19 protein-coding genes, 1 tRNA gene and 1 pseudogene are annotated in these 19,112 nt (G+C 69.2%); 3 read left to right on the forward strand and 18 right to left on the reverse strand.

The features are described from left to right. The 6 genes from AC1U7O_RS17465 to AC1U7O_RS17490 form a co-directional block, all read right to left on the reverse strand. Positions 1-495 carry a prepilin-type N-terminal cleavage/methylation domain-containing protein gene (locus AC1U7O_RS17465; RefSeq protein ID WP_479896179.1) on the reverse strand — a complete coding sequence of 165 codons (495 nt, stop codon included), beginning with the start codon at positions 493-495 and terminating at the stop codon, positions 1-3. 203 nt (positions 496-698) lie between these two features. Next, positions 699-2,153 carry a hypothetical protein gene (locus AC1U7O_RS17470; protein WP_479896180.1) on the reverse strand — a complete coding sequence of 485 codons (1,455 nt, stop codon included), beginning with the start codon at positions 2,151-2,153 and terminating at the stop codon, positions 699-701. After that, entirely contained in the window at positions 2,150-2,926 is a 777-nt protein-coding gene (locus AC1U7O_RS17475) for a PilW family protein (RefSeq protein ID WP_479896181.1), read from the reverse strand. The genes AC1U7O_RS17470 and AC1U7O_RS17475 overlap by 4 nt, the downstream gene beginning before the upstream one ends. 17 nt (positions 2,927-2,943) lie before the next feature. Then, positions 2,944-3,432 (reverse strand): type IV pilus modification PilV family protein, encoded by a 489-nt coding sequence (locus tag AC1U7O_RS17480; RefSeq protein ID WP_479896182.1) that lies wholly within the window; start codon positions 3,430-3,432, stop codon positions 2,944-2,946. Then, positions 3,429-3,863 carry a GspH/FimT family pseudopilin gene (locus AC1U7O_RS17485; protein WP_479896183.1) on the reverse strand — a complete coding sequence of 145 codons (435 nt, stop codon included), beginning with the start codon at positions 3,861-3,863 and terminating at the stop codon, positions 3,429-3,431. Before AC1U7O_RS17485 ends, AC1U7O_RS17480 begins: the two co-directional genes overlap by 4 nt. 236 nt (positions 3,864-4,099) lie before the next feature. Continuing rightward, positions 4,100-4,882 carry a prepilin peptidase gene (locus tag AC1U7O_RS17490; protein ID WP_479896184.1) on the reverse strand — a complete coding sequence of 261 codons (783 nt, stop codon included), beginning with the start codon at positions 4,880-4,882 and terminating at the stop codon, positions 4,100-4,102. Between the two features lie 207 nt (positions 4,883-5,089). Here AC1U7O_RS17490 and AC1U7O_RS17495 point away from each other — a divergent pair, with 207 nt between their 5' ends. Beyond that, positions 5,090-5,374, forward strand: a complete 285-nt coding sequence (locus tag AC1U7O_RS17495) for a response regulator transcription factor (RefSeq protein WP_479896185.1) — start codon at positions 5,090-5,092, stop codon at positions 5,372-5,374. Here the strand turns inward: AC1U7O_RS17495 and rlmB are convergent. The 12 genes and pseudogenes from rlmB to alaC form a co-directional block, all read right to left on the reverse strand. Beyond that, positions 5,371-6,150 carry a 23S rRNA (guanosine(2251)-2'-O)-methyltransferase RlmB gene (rlmB, locus tag AC1U7O_RS17500; protein WP_479896186.1) on the reverse strand — a complete coding sequence of 260 codons (780 nt, stop codon included), beginning with the start codon at positions 6,148-6,150 and terminating at the stop codon, positions 5,371-5,373. The two genes, AC1U7O_RS17495 and rlmB, sit on opposite strands and share 4 nt — an antisense overlap. Then, the gene (cysS, locus tag AC1U7O_RS17505) at positions 6,125-7,597 is read right to left on the reverse strand and encodes a cysteine--tRNA ligase (protein WP_479896187.1); all 1,473 of its coding nucleotides are present in this window, start codon (positions 7,595-7,597) and stop codon (positions 6,125-6,127) included. The genes rlmB and cysS overlap by 26 nt, the downstream gene beginning before the upstream one ends. 10 nt (positions 7,598-7,607) lie before the next feature. Beyond that, complete coding sequence (gene surE, locus AC1U7O_RS17510) at positions 7,608-8,462, reverse strand: 5'/3'-nucleotidase SurE (protein ID WP_479896188.1); 855 nt, start codon at positions 8,460-8,462, stop codon at positions 7,608-7,610. 334 nt (positions 8,463-8,796) lie between these two features. After that, a tRNA-Pro gene (locus AC1U7O_RS17515) sits at positions 8,797-8,873 on the reverse strand. A gap of 28 nt (positions 8,874-8,901) precedes the next feature. Further along, entirely contained in the window at positions 8,902-9,252 is a 351-nt protein-coding gene (locus AC1U7O_RS17520; RefSeq protein ID WP_479896189.1) for a MerR family transcriptional regulator, read from the reverse strand. Between the two features lie 58 nt (positions 9,253-9,310). Further along, positions 9,311-9,580 (reverse strand): annotated as a pseudogene (locus AC1U7O_RS17525) (integration host factor subunit alpha); the annotation flags it as partial. A gap of 142 nt (positions 9,581-9,722) precedes the next feature. Beyond that, positions 9,723-11,357 (reverse strand): citramalate synthase, encoded by a 1,635-nt coding sequence (gene cimA / locus AC1U7O_RS17530; RefSeq protein WP_479896190.1) that lies wholly within the window; start codon positions 11,355-11,357, stop codon positions 9,723-9,725. Then, entirely contained in the window at positions 11,354-12,577 is a 1,224-nt protein-coding gene (locus tag AC1U7O_RS17535) for an aspartate kinase (protein ID WP_479896191.1), read from the reverse strand. The genes cimA and AC1U7O_RS17535 overlap by 4 nt, the downstream gene beginning before the upstream one ends. Before the next feature lie 7 nt (positions 12,578-12,584). After that, on the reverse strand, positions 12,585-13,829 hold the full coding sequence (gene apgM, locus AC1U7O_RS17540; RefSeq protein ID WP_479896192.1) for a 2,3-bisphosphoglycerate-independent phosphoglycerate mutase: 1,245 nt from the start codon (positions 13,827-13,829) through the stop codon (positions 12,585-12,587). Positions 13,830-13,907: 78 nt separating this feature from the next. After that, positions 13,908-14,966 carry a threonine synthase gene (gene thrC, locus AC1U7O_RS17545; protein WP_479896193.1) on the reverse strand — a complete coding sequence of 353 codons (1,059 nt, stop codon included), beginning with the start codon at positions 14,964-14,966 and terminating at the stop codon, positions 13,908-13,910. A 47-nt stretch (positions 14,967-15,013) separates the two neighbouring features. Next, positions 15,014-16,327 carry a homoserine dehydrogenase gene (locus AC1U7O_RS17550; protein WP_479896194.1) on the reverse strand — a complete coding sequence of 438 codons (1,314 nt, stop codon included), beginning with the start codon at positions 16,325-16,327 and terminating at the stop codon, positions 15,014-15,016. Continuing rightward, on the reverse strand, positions 16,324-17,511 hold the full coding sequence (gene alaC / locus AC1U7O_RS17555; protein WP_479896195.1) for an alanine transaminase: 1,188 nt from the start codon (positions 17,509-17,511) through the stop codon (positions 16,324-16,326). Before alaC ends, AC1U7O_RS17550 begins: the two co-directional genes overlap by 4 nt. 387 nt (positions 17,512-17,898) lie before the next feature. Between alaC and AC1U7O_RS17560 the strand changes: the two genes are divergently transcribed. Beyond that, the gene (locus AC1U7O_RS17560) at positions 17,899-18,612 is read left to right on the forward strand and encodes a pyridoxine 5'-phosphate synthase (protein ID WP_479896196.1); all 714 of its coding nucleotides are present in this window, start codon (positions 17,899-17,901) and stop codon (positions 18,610-18,612) included. A gap of 92 nt (positions 18,613-18,704) precedes the next feature. After that, positions 18,705-19,091 carry a holo-ACP synthase gene (gene acpS, locus AC1U7O_RS17565; RefSeq protein ID WP_479896197.1) on the forward strand — a complete coding sequence of 129 codons (387 nt, stop codon included), beginning with the start codon at positions 18,705-18,707 and terminating at the stop codon, positions 19,089-19,091. The last annotated feature ends 21 nt before the right edge of the window (positions 19,092-19,112 follow it).

Below are 19,112 nucleotides of genomic sequence, written 5' to 3' on the forward strand. Positions count from 1 at the left end.
TCAGGGACAGGGCGAGGCCGGACACCACCGGACCTTCCCCGCCGGCGTCACCTGGACCTCATAGGTCAGTCCATGGCGGCTGGTGAGGGTGATGGTCTGGGTGCCCGATCCTCCGCCGACCCGCAGGCCGAGGGAGCTGAACTGGACCGGCGAGGTCCCGCCCCACCCCGCGACCTCCTTGGAGAGGGTCTGCTTGGGCAGCACATCCACGCCTCCGGCCGTGAAACTCGCCGTGACGCGCCCGTCTTCGATCGCCAGCGAGACCGTCAGGGTCGTGTTCCGATTCATCGCAGCCATCCTGGCCAGGCTGAGATTGCCCTGGAAATCCACCACCGCCCGGCGAAACTCCGCGCGGCTGTACCAGTCGATGAAATTCGGCGCTGCGATCATGCTGACCGCGCCGATGATCGCCAGGACGATCAGGACCTCCGTCAGGGACGCCCCGGCTTGGCCTCCGCCGCGAGGCTCTCCCCCTTCCCGTTGGCCCGGTGCCATGGCCTTCAGTGACTCGAGCAAGCGTTGTGCCCATCCCGCGATCGGGGAAAACCGGGGCAAGTCATTGATGCCGTAGGGTCCACCGGCGTTTTAGCCTAACTCTTTCGTGCGGCAATTGCCATGTTTTGACAATTTGCGGCGCTGGGGGCAGGAGGCCGAGCGGACGGCGGAGCGGGAGAGGACCGCGGTGGGGTCGCAAGGCCCTACTGTTCGGACCAGGTACCTGGCGCCGGATAGACCAGGGGGACTCCCCTGAAGAGCCCGTGGCGGAGGTCGGCGTCGTACCAGACTTCCAGGCGATCATCCGATCCGGTGGCCGGTCCGATCGCCCGGCCCACCATGACCGCCCCGTAGAGCCGAGGCTGTCCCGCAACGGTGAGGGTCCCGGCCGTCACCAGGACACCCTGAAGATGCACCCCCTCGAGCGGAAGGGCGATCCGGTCCGAAGAAGCGGGGACGCCTTCCGCAGGCGGGCTCAGGACGGACACCGTCCGCCCCGGCCCTCGGGGTTTCCAGCGAAGGTGCGCATTGACCACGAACAGCCCCTCCGCATAGTCGGTCCCCAGCGAGAGAGCCGCCACGTTGTCCGGCCGTGGCGGCCGTGCATCCAGCGTGTCCACGAAGACCAGGCCGCGGTGGTCTCCGGGGCCTTCGGACCGAAACGCCTCGTCGGGCGTCAAGCCGGCACCCGGCTCAATCCGCCCATCTCGGTACAGAAGCCCGTCCCGCCCCGGCAGGTAGTAGGTGCCGGCCAGCATAGCGGCGCGCTTCATCGTGTCATAGTCCCAGCGGTCCAGGTTCAAGCCCGGCACCGGTTCCTGGTGGGGGTAGACATTCGTCGGAACGGCCTCAGAGGCCCCCGGGGCATGGGCGGTCAGAACGGCATCACCCCCCACCCAGAAGTCCAGCCACCGGTCCTCGCGGCGTTCCATCGTCCCATAGGAGGCGCCCGAAACGGGGGCGACCCGGCTCTTGACCGGAAGATCGCGGGCGGCTCCCAGCCGAACCGACCCGGCCGCCTTCACCGCCCCCCAGTGCGCCCAGACGGGCACCGGCCAGTCCCCTGATGCCGGCGGGTCGTCGGCGCCGAGCTGGACGGCGGCGCGCAGTGACGGCAGGTCGAGCGCCGCGAGTTGGGTGGTCACCCTCCGCGTCAGTCCCCCGGCTTCGGCCACCACCTCCACCGTGCAGAGCAGACCAGGGCGACGAGGACCGTACACCTTCATCTGCACCACCCGTCCAGCCGAGGCCAGCGAGGAGACCGGACCGGACCCTCCGTTGAGCAGGCGATCATCGTCCGGTCGGCCCGCGTCGAGAAGGAGGTCGGGTCGTTCGGCCGTACCCCGGAACTGGGAGGAGCCGTCGGGAGCGAAGAAGGAGGAGCCATGCTCGCGCCGTTCGTACTGCTTGGAAAAGACGGCCCCGCCGCGGACGAGGGTCTGACGGGCGTCGGGGTCATGGAACCACCGGATCGCCGCATCGATCCCCGCTTCGGCCAGGTGCCGGGCCGCGGCATCGGCCTCGCCGACGCCGGCGCTCCGAATCTCCTGCAGGCCGAGACTCAGCGACACCCCGCCCAGGATTGACAGGACGAGCATCAGGAGCACCGACGCTAGGAGCGCCGCGCCCCGCTCGCCGCCGTCAGACCGTCCGGTCACGCCGCCCCTCCCTCGGCCGGGAGGCTCGGGAAAGCGGCCCTGAGCCCGACCTCTCGAACCAGGACTTGGCCCGTGCCGACCATGACCTCGACGCGGACGCGGGCCACCGCTCCGGGGTCCACCGTCCGGCTCGACCGGCGGTCGAAGTAGAGCAGCCGAAAGCCCGACACCCCGCCGATCAGGGGGTTGGCGCCACCGTCCACCTGGCGCATCACGACCGGGGCGCCCCGCCCATCCCTGCCCTGATAGTAGCGGACCAGGCTGGACGCGAACACTTCACTCCCCTCTGGAAAGGCCTGCCCCAAGGGGACGACCAGCGTCAATGCCCGTCGGCGCCCGGCCTTGGCGAGCGCCCCCTCCGCACAACGACCGTCCGAACAGACCACGAGCCGCTTGCCCTGGGACCAGCCCTCGCCGTTCTCGACGGGCAGCACCGCCTCGGCGGCCGACACCGGCCTCGTCAACCGAGTGGTCAATCCGTCCAGGTTGGCGGAGAAGGCGATGGCGCCGGCGCCGGCCTCCAGGACCGCGCCCTCCCCCGGCTTGGCACCGCTCCCGGCAAGACGCAACTCGGCCTCCATTACCTGCAGGCCGAGCCGAAGGTCCTGGTGCACGGCGGCGGACTCCTGCTGGGCGGTGAGCTGGACGCGGTAGTATTGCAGGGCATGGAGGGTGGCCGCGAGCACGACCGCGCCCGACGCCAGGGCGATCACCACCTCCAGTAGACAGACGCCCCGCTGATCGGCTCCGAGCCCCGTGACACCACGCGCCATGGTCGTGACCTCCTGACTTACCGCCGCCCGCCCAGGTACCGCGGGTTGGCGCGGAGCGTGCCGAGTCGGATCTCCCTCGTCCGATCCGGCGCGGTGGGGTAGGTGGCCCGGACCCGGATCGCCACCGCCCCGGTCTGCGACAGGGACCGGCCGTCGATCGGCTGGACGGTCCAGACCAGACGAATCGGACCTTCCTGCGCGGCGGCGCTGAAGACCCCGTCGCCGGCCACCTCATCCGGGTCGGCGCCCTCGTCTCTCATCGAGACCTCGGGCCGGCCGTCGCCGTCCAGATCGTCGCTCAAAAGCGCGTCCCACGGCGCCGCCCGTTTGGCCTCCAGCCTGGACTCGGCCAGGAGCTGCGCGCGCGTGGCCCGCGCGCCGTACCGGATGGCGCGATCGCCGACTTCGAACATCTCCATCACGCCCACGATCGCGATGGCGAGGATCACCATCGCCGCCATGACCTCGATCAGGGTGAACCCCTGCTCGTCCGGAGCGGTCTTCATTGGACGGATACCCTCCCGGTCATGCTGACGGTCAGCGTCCAGCGCTCGTGGTCGCCGCGGCGGAGTCGGAGGGTGAGGGGCGTGGCGCTGCGCCCGCTCGGATAGAACCGGACCAGGACGGGCGCTTCCGCCCCTTCGAGGGCGACCCCGCGACCCGCGAAGTCGTACTCGCGCAGCGTCGCCTCGGGCCGGTCCGACGGGGCGACCCGAGCCCGCGCCGCCTTGGGATCGATCGTCACCGCCACCCGTTCCCGTCGCATCAAAGCCAGAAACCGTGCAGCCCGCAACTCGCCCGCCAACTCCGACACCACGGCCTGGCCCTGGTAGCGCCCTGCCGCGGCCACCAGGCCCTGTCCGACGGCTCCCAACACCAGGCCGACGATCGCCGCCACGACGATCAACTCGATCAGCGTCCTCCCGCGCTCGCTCACGGTCTCCTCCCTTCGCGAGGAATGTTTCGCCACGCCGTGACCGTTTATCCAAATGCCGTGCCCGACGGCCTACGAAGGAGGGGAGTCCCTCGCGGACGGCGCTGCGCGTCGAGAACCCGCGTCATGACGGCGCAAAGCGGAGCCGGCGGCCTTGCGCTCGACGAGGGACGCGTTGAATGGACCGCCGGGGCGGACGACTCGGATACGGTGAGGGATGCCGGACGGATACAGGACGCCTAGCGCGCCCCGAGGACCGCCCCGAAATACCAGGCCAGGAGGTCGTCCTGGAAGAACAGCGCGACAAGGGCGCCGAGGGCGAGGAAGGGACCGAAGGGGAGGTACTCGTCCGGCGTGAGAAGACGGAAGCCGATGAGCGTGAGCCCGACCACCGACCCGACCAGGGCGCCGACCAGGATGGTCAGAAGCACGGGCTTCCATCCGAGCACGGCGCCGACCATCGCCAGCAGCTTGGCATCCCCCAGCCCCAGCCCCTCCCGCCCCCGCACCGCGCGGTAGAGCGCGGCCAAGGCCCAGGGCAGCCCGTATCCCAGGAGGATGCCCAGCAGCGAGTCGGCGCCCCCCACCGGCAAGACCGTCGCCGCGGCGAGGAAGCCGATCGCCACTGCCGGCAGCGTGATGACGTTCGGGATGATCTGGTGGGACAGATCGATGACCGCGATCACCAGCAGGGCGGAGAACCAGAGGGCGTAGACGGCCGACGGCCAGCCGAGGCCGAACCACCAGAGGATGACCACGTAGCCCGACGCGTTCGTCGCCTCGATCAGAGGGTACCGCAGGGAGATGCGTGTGCGGCAGGCCCGGCAACGCCCCCCAAGCAGGACATAACTCAACAGGGGGATGTTGTCCCGGGGCCTGATACCGGCGCCGCAGGCGGGACAGCGGGAGCCCGGCCAGACGACCGACTCGCGCCGCGGCAGTCGGTGGATGCAGACGTTGAGAAAACTCCCGAGGAACGCCCCCAGCAGGCCGGCGACGAGGTACGGCAGCATGGTCCGCATTCTAGCCGATCCCAGGCACCGACGCAGCAGGGCCCCGCCTTCCTCGGTTTTTCCTGCTCAGAACTACTGAGCCGAACTTTTTCCGGCGATTTCTATTTGCTTTGCCGCCGTCCCGCCTCTTATAATTGCCTACATATTTTGACAGTGTGGGGTCGGGAGCCGTCCCGGACTCTTGTCGGACTGATTCAGAGGAAGGAGAGTGCTTCGATGGCAAGCGTGAAGTCCCTAGCCGCTCATCGCACGGGCAAGAAACGGCGTGAGATCGCGCCGCCGCCGAGACGGAAGCGTCCGGAGGCGTTGACGAGCCGCGAGCAGGAGATCCTGCAGCTCATCTGGTCCGGCCTCAAGAACAAGGAGATCGCGCAGCGCCTGAAGATCAGCGTCAAGACCGTGGAAGCGCACCGGGCCAACATGATGAAGAAGGTGCGCGTGTCCAACACCGCGCAGCTGTTGAAGGCCGCGATCCAGGGCGGCATGATCGACATCCGCTAGCCGGGGGAGCCGCCCGGTCCGCCGGTGCGCTGCCTGACGACCTCGTAGAGGACGACGCCGGCCGCCACAGAGAGATTCAGCGACGACACCCGCCCCCGCATGGGGATGCGGACCCGCTCATCGCACTTCCCCAGGAGCCCCGGCCGCACGCCCCGCGCCTCCCCCCCGATGACGAGCGCGAGGGGCCCCCGGTAGTCCAGGTCGGTGTAGGGTCGGCCCGCCGACGGGTCCAGGACATAGACCCAGAGGCCGGCCGCTTGGAGTTCCTCGACCAACCGGGAGAGGTTCGGCACGCGGGCCACGGGGAGGTGCTCGACCGCACCCGCCGAGGCGCGGGCCACCGCGCCCGTCAACCCGACCGCGCGCCGCTCCGGGATACAGACACCGTGCACCCCCGCCGCCTCGGCCGTGCGCAGCACGGCGCCGAGGTTGTGCGGATCCTCCACCTCGTCCAGGATGAGCAAGCAGGGGGCCTCGCCGCGCGCCCGCGCGACGGCCAGGAGGTCGTCCACCGCGGCATAGGCTTTGGCGGCAACCAGGCCGACGACCCCCTGATGTCGGCCGTGCGGGACCAGCCGGTCCAGGGCCGACCTCGGCTCGACGTGGACGGGCACCCGCGCCGCGCGGGCCAGCCGGGCGAGTTCCCCGGCGGGCCGATCGTCCCGCGCCAGGAGCAGCTTCAACAGGGGCCGGGCGTTGGACCGGAGCGCCTCTCGGACCGCGTGCAATCCGTAGAGGAGGTCTGGCCCCTCACCGCTTCCAGCGGCTGGTCCCATCGGGCCGATCCTCGATCGTGATGCCGCGTGCGGCCAGCGCCGCCCGGATCTCGTCGGCCCTGGCGAAGTCCTTCCGCCGTCTGGCCTCGTTCCGGGCCGTCACCGCTCCCTCGATTTCCTCGTCGCTCAACGCCCGATCCCCGGCGCGCGCCGGCGGCTCCGCTTGATCGACGCGGAACTCCAGCTCCTTGAACTCCCAGTCCTTGACAGAAAGCTGAAACAACCCGAGCACCCCGCCCACCCGCCGGAAGGCCGCGCGCGCCTCGTCCCGTACGCCCCGGGAGACGCCCGCCTCGAGCGCCCGGTTCAGCTCGCCGCGCAGGCGCTGGACCTGGGCCAGCGCCGACGGGGTGTTGAGGTCATCGTCCATGGCCTGGCGAAAGGCCGGCTCCAGCGCCTGGACCGCCGCCCGCACGGCTCCGTCCGCGCCTCCCCCGCCTTCGACCGGCTCCTCCAGCCGTTGGAACAGGCCGTAGAGCCCGTCCAGCGCGGCCTTCGCCTCCCGGAGCCCCTGGTCGGAGAAGTCCAGCGGGCTCCGGTAATGGGTGGCGAGGAGGAAGTAGCGCAGCACCTCGGCCGTCACGGGGTCGCGGCAGCCGGACTTGTCGAAGATCTCGCGCAGCGTGAAGAAGTTGCCGAGCGACTTGGACATCTTCTCCCGGTTGATCTCGACGAAGCCGTTGTGCAGCCAGTACCGGGCGAACTCCCGGCCGGTCGCGGCGCAGGACTGGGCGATTTCGTTCTCGTGGTGGGGAAAGATCAGGTCCATGCCGCCGCCGTGGATATCGAACGTCTCGCCCAGGTGCCGCATGGACATGGCGGAGCACTCGATGTGCCAGCCCGGCCGTCCCGGCCCCCAGGGGCTGTCCCAGGCCGCCTCGCCGGGCTTCGCGCGCTTCCACAGGGCGAAGTCCATCGGGTGACGCTTGCGTTCGTCCACCTCCACCCGCGCGCCGGCCAGCAGGTCCTCGGCCCGACGCTTCGACAGGCGGCCGTAGGCCGGGTAGGTTGCGACCTCGAAGTAGACGTCCCCATCCAGCACGTAGGCGCACCCGGCTTCGATCAGTCGCTGGATCAGCCGAAGGATGTCGGGAACGTGCTCGGTGGCCTTCGGCTCGACGTCCGCCGGCGTCACGCCCAGCCGCCCCATGTCCCGCCGGTAGGCGGCGAGGTACCGGTCGGCGATCTCCTGCCATGAGACGCCCTCGCGCGCCGCCCGTTGGAGGATCTTGTCGTCGATGTCGGTGAAGTTTCTGACGTAGGTGACCCGGTACCCCCGGTAGCGGAGGTAGGACCGCACCATGTCGAAGACGAGCGCGCTCCGGCCGTGGCCCAGGTGACACTCGTCGTACACGGTCACGCCGCAGGCGTACATCGTCACGTCGAGCGGCGCCAGGGGCTCGAAGACGTCCTTGCGGCCGGTCAGCGTGTTGTAGAGTCTCAGCATGGAGGGCCGTTCACGCCCGCTTGCCGGCCCGGCGCGTCGGCCCGTCGGAAACCGGCTTCACGGACCGCGCCCGGGGGAAGCTCACGGGCTTGATGCCCCCGGCCCGCCGGCTCCCCTCGAGGTGGGGCTCCCAGCTCCGCAGTCGGTCGAGCAGGGCATAGTGGGTCATGTCCAGGTGCAGCGGCGTGACCGACACCAGGCCCCGCCGGACCGCTTCATGGTCGGAATCCTCCCTCCGACTCCACGCCACGCGCGTGCCGGCGATCCAGAAATACTTGCGGCCGTGCGGGTCAACCTTTTCGATGATCGGCTCGTCGAACCGGCGCCGACTCAGGCAGGTGAGCCGGACCCCGGCCACCGCTCCGAGGGGGCGGTCCGGGACGTTCACGTTCAGCAGCGTCTCCTCCGGCAGGCCGAATTCAAGCACCGCGCGGGCCACCCGCAGGGCATAGGCCGCGGCCGTCCGGAAGCGATAGACCCCATCGGCGCCGTCCTGCGACACGGCGATGGAGGGGACGCCCAGGATCGTCCCCTCCAGGGCGGCGGACACGGTCCCCGAGTAGGTCACGTCGTCGCCCAGGTTCACCCCCCGGTTGATCCCGGACACCAGCAGCCCGGGCTTGACGCCCAGCACCTGTTTGACGGCGAGGTTGACGCAGTCCGTCGGCGTGCCGTTCACCGCGTAGACCCGCTTCTCCACCCGCGTGAGCCGCAACGGCTTGTGGAGCGTGAGCGCGTGGCCGACCGCGTTCCGTTCCCGATCCGGCGCGACCACCCACACTTCGCCCAGGTGTCGCATCGCCGCCGCCAGGACCATCAGCCCCCGGGACGCGATGCCGTCGTCGTTGGTCACGAGGATCTTCACGATGGCCGTAAGAACAAAAAAAGCTGCCTGACGCAGCTCGTGAGCCACTCGGTCGTCGACGTTCAGCCCTGTACGGAGCGCTACGGGCCGGCGGCGAGGGCCCGCCCGCGGGCTTGACGCCGCGGCACGGGCCCCCTGCCCGAAGCCGACGCAGCTCCCGCGGGCCGCTCCCGGCTCGCGCACGATCCGGATTCGTGTCGCTCAGGTACGGCCGCGGCGACTCGGTTGAAGCCCCGTGGTCGCCGCATGGCGATTACCCCAGAACCGAAACGACCTTCAAGGCCCTTCTCCGGCGCGCCCGCTTGGGAGCGCACCGGACCAGGCTCGCGTTGAATGGTCGGGGCGAGCCGATTTGAACGGCCGACCACTCGCACCCCAAGCGAGTGCGCTACCGGGCTGCGCCACGCCCCGACCCCGGTCTTTTTCCACCGGCCGAGCCCTACCGCTCATAGGCCTCCAGCCGTCTCAGAATCGCCTCCAGATGCCCCTTCACCCTGGCCAGCCGATACCGTGGGGGGACCACCTTGCCCCCCCGCCGTCCCCGGCTGGCCCAGTACCGCTTGACGCCGGCGATCGTGTAGCCTTCCTCGTACAGCATCCGTTTGATTTCCAGGACCGTCTCGATGTCCTCCCGGACGTAGAGCCGCTGGCGCCCCCGGCTCTTCTTCGGCCTCAGAAAGCTGAATTCGGATTCCCAGAAGCGCAGGACATAGGGCGGCAGTTTCGTCAGCGCGCTGGCTTCTCCGATCTTGTAGAAGATCTTCTGGCCTAGGGTGGGCTCACCTGCCATCACCGGCCTCGTGTGCCAGGAGCACGGTGAAACGTACCACAGCCCGGCGGCGCGTTCAGTTGACGAACTTCTTGAACACCTGGCTGGGACGGAAGGTCACGACGCGGCGGGGCGTGATCCCGATCTCCTGGCCGGTCCGGGGATTCCGGCCCTTGCGCGCCCCCTTGCTCCGGACCACGAAGTTGCCGAAGCCGGCGATTTTGACCGACTCACCCTTCCGGAGCACCTCTTTCAGCAGGTTGAGGATGAACTCCACGATGTCGGCGGCCTCCTTCTTGGAAACCCCGACTTTCTCGTAGATTTCGTTGGCGATGTCCGCTTTTCGCATGCTTCCCCCTGGATTCCCTCGTAGGTCTCCTTAGGGCACGTCCCGGCTCACTGCCCCCGATCGTGTCAAGTTTCGCCATAAATTACGTGAGGTTATCGGCCGTGTCAAGAGGAATTCCGGATGGGGCCCGGCGCTGGGCCGCTCACGATCCTTTGGGAAGCAGCTTGTACTCGATGCTGTCGGCGAGGGCCTGCCAGCTCGCCTCCATGATGTTCTCGGAGACGCCGACGGTCCCCCACTTCTCCTTGTGGTCGCCGGACTCGATCAGGACGCGGACCTGCGACGCCGTCCCGTGGCTCGCCGTCAACACCCGGACCTTGTAGTCCAGCAGCTTCACCTCCGAGAGCTGGGGATAGAATTTTTCGAGCGCCTTGCGCAGGGCGTGGTCCAGCGCGTTGACCGGCCCCGCCCCGACCGCGGCCGTATGCTCGACCGCCTCACCGACCTTCACCATGACCGTCGCCTCGGAGATGGGCGCCTCGCCGGCCCGGCGCTTTTCGACGATGACGCGGAAGCCGAGGAGCTCGAAGGAGGGCTTGTGCAAGCCGAGGGCCTTGCGCGTGAGCAGCTCCAGCGACCCCTCCGCCCCCTCGAACTGGTAGCCGCGGTTCTCGAGGGCCTTGAGCTGGTCGAGCAGTTCCTGGAGCTTCGGATGGTCCTTCGACAGCGTGAGCCCGTAGGACTGCACCTTGCCCAACAGCCCGCTCCGTCCCGCGTAGTCTGAAACCAGCATCCGTTGCCTGTTGCCCACCAGCTCCGGGATGATGTGCTCGTAGGTCGCGGGGTTCTTCTGCACCGCGTGGATGTGGACCCCGCCCTTGTGGGCGAAGGCGGAATCCCCCACGTAGGGCTGGTGCTTGTTGGGCATGAGGTTCGCGATCTCGGTGACGAAGCTGGACACCTGTCGGAGGTTCGCCAGGCGCTGCTCCCCCAGGACCGGCCGCCGCATCTTCAATTCCAGGTTCGGGACGATGGAGCAGAGGTTCGCGTTCCCGCACCGCTCACCGATGCCGTTGATCGTCCCCTGCACCTGCAGCGCTCCGGCCTCGATCGCGACCAGGGAGTTGGCGACCGCCATCTCGGTGTCGTTGTGCGCGTGGATGCCCAGCGGCACGGGACATTCGCGCCGGACCGTGGCGACGATCTCGCGGATCTCCCAGGGCATCGTCCCGCCGTTGGTGTCGCAGAGGATGACGCGCTCGGCGCCGGCCTCCACGGCTCGGCGCAACGTCTCCAGGGCGTAGTCCGGGTCAGCCTTGTAGCCGTCGAAGAAATGCTCGGCGTCGTAGAACACACGCCGGCCCTTGTCCCGCAGGTACGCGACCGACTCGCGGATCAACTCGAGGTTCGTCGCCAGGGAGGTGCCCAGCGCCTCCGTCACGTGGAGCCCCCAACTCTTCCCGAACAGCGTGATCGTCCCGGTCCCCGCCGCCAGCAGCGCCTGGAGGTTGGGATCCCTCGAGGCCGGCAGACTCGCCTTGCGCGTGGAGCCGAAGGCCACGACGGTCGCGTGCGCGAGGGGGACGCTCTGGATCCGCTTGAAGAACTCGATGTCCTTGGGGTTCGCCCCGGGCCACCCGCCCTCGATGAAGTGCACGCCGAGGTCGTCGAGCTTCTGCGCGACGCGCAGCTTGTCCTCGACGGAGAAAGTCACGTCCTCCGCCTGGGCGCCGTCGCGCAGCGTGGTGTCGTAGATTTCGAGCGCCGGGGCTTGGACCGGTGTCGCAGGGGCCGCGGCCGGCTGACGGACCTCGGGACGCTTCCGCGTGGTGCTCATGCCGGCCCCTTGTCCAGCCCGAACGCCGCGTGCAGCGCGCGCAGGGCCAGCTCCAAGTACTTCTCCTCAATCACGCAGGAGATTTTGATCTCCGACGTGCTGATCATCATGATGTTGACGCCCTCGCGGGACAGGACCTGGAACATCTTGGCCGCCACCCCGGAATGGGAGCGCATGCCGACCCCGACGAGCGACACCTTGGCGATGGCCTCCATCACGGCCACCGACTTGGCCTCGACCTCCTTGGCCACGCGCTGGACGAGCGGCACCGCCTTGCCGAGGTCGGCGCGGGGCACGGTGAACGAAATGTCCGTCAGCGCACCCTGCCCGACGTTCTGGATGATCATGTCCACGTTGATGTTCGCCTCGGCCACCGAGCCGAAGACGCCGGCCGCGACCCCGGGCCGGTCCGGCACGCCGATGATCGTGATCTTCGCCTGGTTGCGGTCGCCGGTGACGCCGGAGACCTCGACCCGCTCCATCTCGGTGTCTTCTCTGGTCACGAGCGTTCCCTGCCCTTCTGTGAAGCTGGATTTGACCTCCACCGGCACCCCGAAACGCGCGGCGAACTCCACCGACCGGCTCTGGAGCACCTTGGCGCCGAGGCTCGCCAGCTCGAGCATCTCCTCGTAGGAGATCCGGTCCAGGCGCCGGGCCGACGGCACGATGTTCGGGTCGGCCGTGTACACACCGTCGACGTCCGTGTAGATGATGCAGCGGTCGGCCTTGAGCGCCGCCGCCAGCGCGACGGCCGTCAGGTCCGACCCGCCCCGCCCGAGCGTCGTTACGTCCGATTGCTCGTTGATCCCCTGGAAGCCGGCCACGACGGGGATGATCCCCTCGGCGAGCGCCGCCTTGATCCGCTCCGCCGTCACCCGCGCGATCCGCGCCTTCGTATGGCGGCTGTCGGTGATGATCCCCACCTGGCGCCCGGTGAACGACCGGGCGTTGAGGCCGCGCCCGCGCAGGTCCATGGCCAGCAGGGCGATCGTGACCCGCTCGCCGGTGGACAGGAGCATGTCCATCTCCCGCTCGTCGGGGTTCGGCGTCACGTCGTGGGCGAGCCGGACCAAGCGGTCCGTCTCGCCGCTCATCGCCGAGAGCACGACCACGACGTCGTGGCCCTCCGCCTTGGTCTTGGCCACCATCTCGGCGACGCGGTGGATGCGCTCGATGGTGCCGACCGAGGTCCCGCCGTATTTCTGGACGATCAGGGCCATGGTCCGCCTACCCGGCGAGCAGCCGCTTGATCAGGCTCGTCGCTTCCCGCACCCGGTCCCGGGCCCGGCCGGCGTCGGCTTCGTTGAACCCGCGGGTCGCCGACTGCTCGGCCGCGTCGGGCCCCTGGCAGAGCGCGTAGCTGACGGGCGGCGGGGTGCGCGCGCCCCCCTCCCGCGAGGGGATGCCGTCGCAGACGACGAGCAGCCGGTGCGGACCGCGCTTGGCCAGCCCCTCGCGCAGGGGACCGACCGTCAACCGGTCGAACTCCTCGACGGCCTTGACCCTCGCCTTCACGTCGCCCGCCCGCCGCGTCTCGTCCGGCAACTCGGCATGGACGTAGACCAGGTCCCGCCTGTCCAGTTCGTGAAGGGCGACCTCGGCGAGCGCCCGGTACTCGCCGCCGTCCGCCGGCGCGCCCGGCGCCGCCGCTTCCAAGCCGGCGCAGAGGCCGATACCCCGGTGGAGGTCGCGGGCCGTCACGATGGCGCCCGTGATCGGGTGCAGGTCGGTCAGCTTGGGCATCCGCGGCGCCCGTCCCTGCCCCCACAACCAGAGGCAGTTGGCCGGCTTGAGTCCCGCCTGGCGTCGCTCCTCGTTCACCGGGTGATCGCGGAGAATGACCAGCGACGCCTCCATCAATTGGCGCAGCCACTCGCCGCCGTCACCCGTGGGGAGGGCGTCGCCCAGCGGGCGGCCGACCACGTCGCGGGGCGGGACGCAGGTCACCCGCGCCTTCCCGCCGACCCACACCATGACATGCCGGTGGCCGATCCCCGGATAGAACTGGATGGCCTCGGAGCCCAGCTGCTCGTTGACCGCGTCGATGAGCTCGCGCGCCTCCTCGGTGCTGATGCCGCCCGCCGCGTCGTCGTCGAGGACGACCTGCGGCGTCAGCTTCCGGACCTCGTAGGCGGCGCCGCTCCCCGGCGCCGGCCCCGTGCGGAGCGTCACCATGCTGCAGCGGAAAGCGACGTCGTGCTCGTCGAGGACGACGCCCAGACTCGCGGCCTCGAAGGGACCGGGCCCCGAATGGTACTTCTTGGGGTCGTAGCCGAGCAGGGCGAGCTGCGTGGCGTCGCTCCCCGCGGACAGCCCCTCGGCCCCCACCGTCGCGAGCCCCAGCTCCCCGTGCCGGGCGAGCCAGTCCATGTGGGGCGTCGCCGCCGCCTGCAGGAGAGTCTGGTCCCCGAGGTCCGGATGCGGCCCCTCGACCATACCCCCGCCGTGCACGATCACGTACTTCATCGTCATGCGCTCACCTGCCACGCCCCGGACCCGTCACGGTTCCTCCCATCACCGCTCCTCTTCCGCCCGCCCGCGGGCGTCCCGCTACAGTTTCAGCAGCCTGGCGACCGCGTCCCGGTCCGCCTTGATGGTCGCCGGCGCCCGCGACACGGTCCTGGCCGTGTCCGGGTCCTTCAAGCCATGGCCCGTCAGCGTGCAGACGACCGTATCGCCGTCCTGGAGCACGCCGCTCCTGCCGAGCTTGATCATGCCGGCCACGCCGGCGGCCGAGGACGGCTCGCAGAACACGCCCTCCTCCGCGGCGATCAGGGCGTAGGCCTCGAGGATTTCCTCGTCCGTCACGACGTCGACCCGGCCGGCCGACTCGGACACCGCCTGCAGCGCGGCCTGCCAGCTCGCCGGGTTGCCGATTCGGATCGCGGTGGCGATCGTTTGCGGCTCTTCGACCACCCGGCCCAGGACGATGGGGGCGGCCCCCGCCGCCTGGAAGCCCATCATCTTCGGCAGACGGGAGACCTGCCCCGCGGCCCGGTACTCCCGGTACCCGCGCCAATAGGCCGTGATGTTGCCCGCGTTCCCGACCGGCAACGCATGGACGGTCGGCGCGAACCCCAACTGGTCGCAGACTTCCATCGCGGCCGTCTTCTGCCCCTCGATGCGATGGGGGTTGATCGAGTTCACCAGCTCGATCGGATAGGTCGCCGTGATCTCCTTGACGATGGTCAGGGCCTGGTCGAAATTGCCCTCGATCTGGATCACCGTGGCCTGGTGCATCATCGCCTGCGACAGCTTGCCGAGCGCGATCTTGCCCGCGGGGATCAGCACGTAGACGGCGAGACCCGCCCGGGCGCCGTAGGCCGCGGCCGAGGCGGAGGTATTCCCCGTGGACGCGCAGATCACCGCGCGCGCGCCGGCTTCCACCGCCTTGGAGATCGCCATGGTCATCCCCCGGTCCTTGAAGGATCCGGTGGGGTTGGCGCCCTCGAACTTGAGGAACAGCTCGATCCGCGGATGGACCTTCTTGGCCAGCCGCCTGGCGTGGACCAGTGGGGTGTTGCCCTCCCCGAGCGTGATCACGGGAGTCCGCTCCCCGACGGGGAGGAACTTGCGATACTCCTCGATCACGCCGCGCCAGCGGATCATGGGTGCGACACCGGGCAAGGGGGCGGGCCGTCGAAAGGACGCATGGGTTACTCGTCATGCCCCTCGACGCGGATGAGCGTGGTGGGCTCGGAGATGGATTCCATCCGGCCGATCTCGGCCAGGGCCTCCTGCACGGCCCGCTCGCGCGCGGCGTGCGTCATGATCACCACGGGAACGGTCTGGCCGTCCTTGCGGCCCTTCTGCAGTACCTTGGAAATGCTGATGCCGTGCCGCCCCAGCGCGCCGGAGAGCTGGGAGAGCACGCCCGGGCGGTCGACGACCATGAAGCGGAGGTAATAGAGCGAGACGATCTCATGGATGGGCCGGACTCGCAGCGGCCGCCGCTCCGATTGCTGGAAGGCTGCGGGCGGCACGCGACCGGACGAGCCGCGGATCAGGTTCCGGGCGATGTCGATGACGTCGCTCACCACGGCGCTCCCGGTCGGCATGGAGCCCGCCCCCTGGCCGTACAACACGATGTCGTTCACGGCGTCCCCGACGAGCTGGATCGCGTTGTACACGCCCTCCACCTGGGCGACCGGCGACGCGGAGGGGATCATCGTCGGATGGACGCGCGCCTCGATCTCGCCGTCCTGGAACTTGGCGATGCCCAGGAGCTTGATCGTGTAGCCGAACTCCCTGGCGTAGGCGATGTCCAGGGGCGTGATCCGCGTGATGCCCTCGGTCCAGATGTCCTTGAAATTGACCGGGGTGCCGTAGGCCAGGCTGACCATGATCGCCAGCTTGTGGGCCGAGTCGATGCCCGCCACGTCGAAGGTCGGGTCGGCCTCGGCGTAGCCGGCGCGCTGCGCCTCCGCGAGCACATCCTGGAACCCCAGCCCTTCCTGGGTCATCCTGGTGAGGATGTAGTTCGAGGTGCCGTTGATGATGCCGTAGACGGACAGGATGGTGTTGGCCGCCAGCCCCTCAGTCAGGGCCCGGATGACCGGGATGCCCCCGCCCACGCTGGCCTCGAAGCCCAGGTCCACGCCGTGCCGCACCGCGGCTTCGAACACTTCCTCTCCATGCACCGCCAGGAGGGCCTTGTTGGCCGTGACGACCGGTTTGCCCGCGCCGAGCGCCTCGAGGATGAAGCGCTTGGCCGGGTCGTAGCCGCCGATCAGCTCCAGCACGATGTCGACGGCCGGGTCGTGGATGAGCGCCCGGGCGTCGGTCGTCAGCGCGCCGGGCGGCAAGGGCACGCCGCGGTCGCGTGCGACGTCCACATCCGCCACCCGCACCAGCTCGACGGGGACGCCGACCCGCCGGCGGATCAACGCGGCGTTCTGCCGGAGAATCCGGACGACGCCGGTCCCCACGGTCCCGAAGCCGATGAGCCCGACCCCGACGCGCGTTCTCACCGGTCCGCCCCCTCCAGCTTCAGGGCCTTCTTGATGCCGCGGACGGCCTGTCTGGTGCGGTGTTCGTTCTCCACGAGCGCGAAGCGGACGTACTCGTCCCCGCCCTCGCCGAACCCGATTCCCGGCGACACCGCCACCTTGGCGTCGCGCAGGAGCAGCTTGGAGAACTCCAGCGAGCCCATGCCGCGGTAGGGCGTCGGAATCCTGGCCCAGACGAACATCGTCGCACGCGGCTTCTCGACCGGCCAGCCGATGCGGTTGAGACCGGCCACGAGCTCGTTGCGCCGGCTCTCGTACCGCGCGACCGTGTCCTTCACGCAGTCCTGGGGACCGTTCAGCGCGATGATGCTCGCGATCTGCACGGGCTGGAAGATGCCGTAGTCGAGGTAGCTCTTGATCTTCGCCAGGGCGCCGATCACCTCGCGGTTGCCGACGCAGAAGCCCACCCGCCAGCCCGGCATGTTGTAGCTCTTCGAGAGGGTGTAGAACTCGACGCCGATGTCCTTGGCCTCCGGCACCTGCAACAGGCTCGGGGCACGGTAGCCGTCGAAGACCAGGTCCGCATAAGCCAGGTCGTGGATGACGATGACCTGGTGCTCCTTGGCGAAGGCCACGACCTTCTTGAAGAACTCCAGGTCCACCACCGCGGTGGTGGGATTGTGCGGAAAGTTGATGACGAGGATCCGCGGCCGCGGCTGCGTCTGCCGATAGGCCCGCGTCAAATCCTCGAAAAAGTCGCTGTCCTGACGCAGCTCCACGCCCCGGACCTCGCCGCCCGCGATGATGACGCTGTACATGTGGATCGGGTAGGTCGGAGTCGGCGTCAGGACGACGTCGCCGGGCCCGATCATGGCGAGGGCCAGGTGCGCGATGCCCTCCTTCGACCCGATCGTGACGATCGCCTCCGTTTCCGGGTCGAGCTCGACGTCGTAGCGCCGCTTGTACCAGCCCGTGATGGCATGCCGGAGCTTGGTGATGCCGCGGGAGGCCGAATACCGATGATTTCTGGGATTGCGCGCCGCCTCGACCAGTTTATCCACAATGTGGTCGGGCGTGGGATGGTCGGGGTTGCCCATGCCGAAGTCGATGATATCCTCGCCCCGACGCCGGGCATCGAGCTTGAGGGCCTGGACCTGGGCAAACACATAGGGCGGCAACCTGTTGAGACGGTAGAACGGTTCCACGATTCCCTCGAGTGACGGGCGCGCCGGAAGCCCGCGATAGGAAGGCGGTCCAACGGCTCTTCGTCCGACAGGATTAAGGCGTCATTCTAATGCAGCCAGGCCAAATCAGTCAATTTTAATCCCCGGTTGGGTGACTTCAGGCCCCCGCAACGGGCTAGGCTCGACCCGTCGGACGGCCTGTCGGAGCCCCCGCGCTCAGGGCCCGCCGACCGCAGCCTCCCCCGCCATCTTCCTTCGCTTGCGACCCCCTGAACCTTTTTGCCATAATACGCGCGGTTCGCAAGCCGGACCCGCCCAACGCACGGCCCGCTCCTGCCCGTCGGTCCACCGGCACGGAGGGCCTCCGCCGGCATCCAGCCCGGGCGGGTGAGCCCGAGAGAGGATCCCTTGGCCAGATTAGGCGTGAACATCGACCATGTTGCGACGCTCCGCCAGGCGCGGGGGGGGGCCGAGCCCGATCCCTTGGCTGCCGCCGTCTTGGTGGAGCTGGCCGGCGCCGACGGGATCGTCGTCCACCTGCGGGAAGACCGCCGTCACATCCAGGACCGGGACCTCACGCTCCTGCGCGACCTCATCCAGACCAAGCTCGACCTGGAAATGGCGGCGGACGAGGCCATGGTCAAGATCGCCCTCGCCGTCAAGCCGCATCTCGTGACCCTGGTTCCGGAGCGCCGTCAGGAGCTGACGACCGAGGGCGGGCTGGACGTGGTCGCCCTGCGGGACCGCGTGGACGCCGTCGTCGGCCTCCTCCACGACGGCGGCATTCCGGTCAGCCTCTTCATCGAGCCGGACCACAACCAGATCAAGGCCGCGCACAAGGTGTCGGCCGACTACGTGGAGCTCCATACCGGTCGCTACGCCAACGCGCGCCGCCTCAAGGAGGAGCAGGCGGAGCTCGAAGCCATCGCCTCGGCGGCCAAGCTGGCCTACAAGCTGGGCATGGGCGTAAACGCGGGACACGGTCTCAACTACCGTAACGTGCGGCGGCTCACGCAGATCCCCGAGATCGTCGAGTACAACATCGGCCACAGCATCATCGCCCGCGCCGTGCTGGTCGGTCTGGAGCGGGCCGTCCGGGAGATGAAACAGCTCGTGACGTAGGAAAGAATGGCGAGTGCCGGTTCGCGGTTTTCAGTTCGTGCCCCTCCGAAACTGACCGCCGCAACCCGACGACTCATCGCTCGCCACAGGTTATGAGAATCGTCGGCATCGGACTCGACTTGGTGAAGATCTCGCGCGTGCGGGACCTCGCCGACACCTGGCGGGAGCGTTTCCTGGGGCGGGTGTACAGCCCGGCCGAGCGGGACTACTGCCTGGGGCGGGCCGCTCCCTACGCGTCGCTGGCCGGCCGATTCGCCGCCAAAGAGGCCATCCTCAAGGCCCTCGGCACCGGGTGGTCCCGCGGCATCCGCTGGCAGGACATCGAAGTGCTCAACGACCAGGCCGGCCGGCCGCGCGCCGTCGTCGGCGGACGAGCCGCCGCGCTGCTCCGCGAGGCCGGGGTCACCGCCGTCCATGTCAGCCTCTCGCATGACACCGACTACGCCGTCGCCGAGGCGATCCTGACGAGCGACGGCTGATCGCCGACGACGCCGGCTCAT

The sequence above is a fragment of the Candidatus Nitrospira neuquenensis genome (assembly GCF_979578155.1).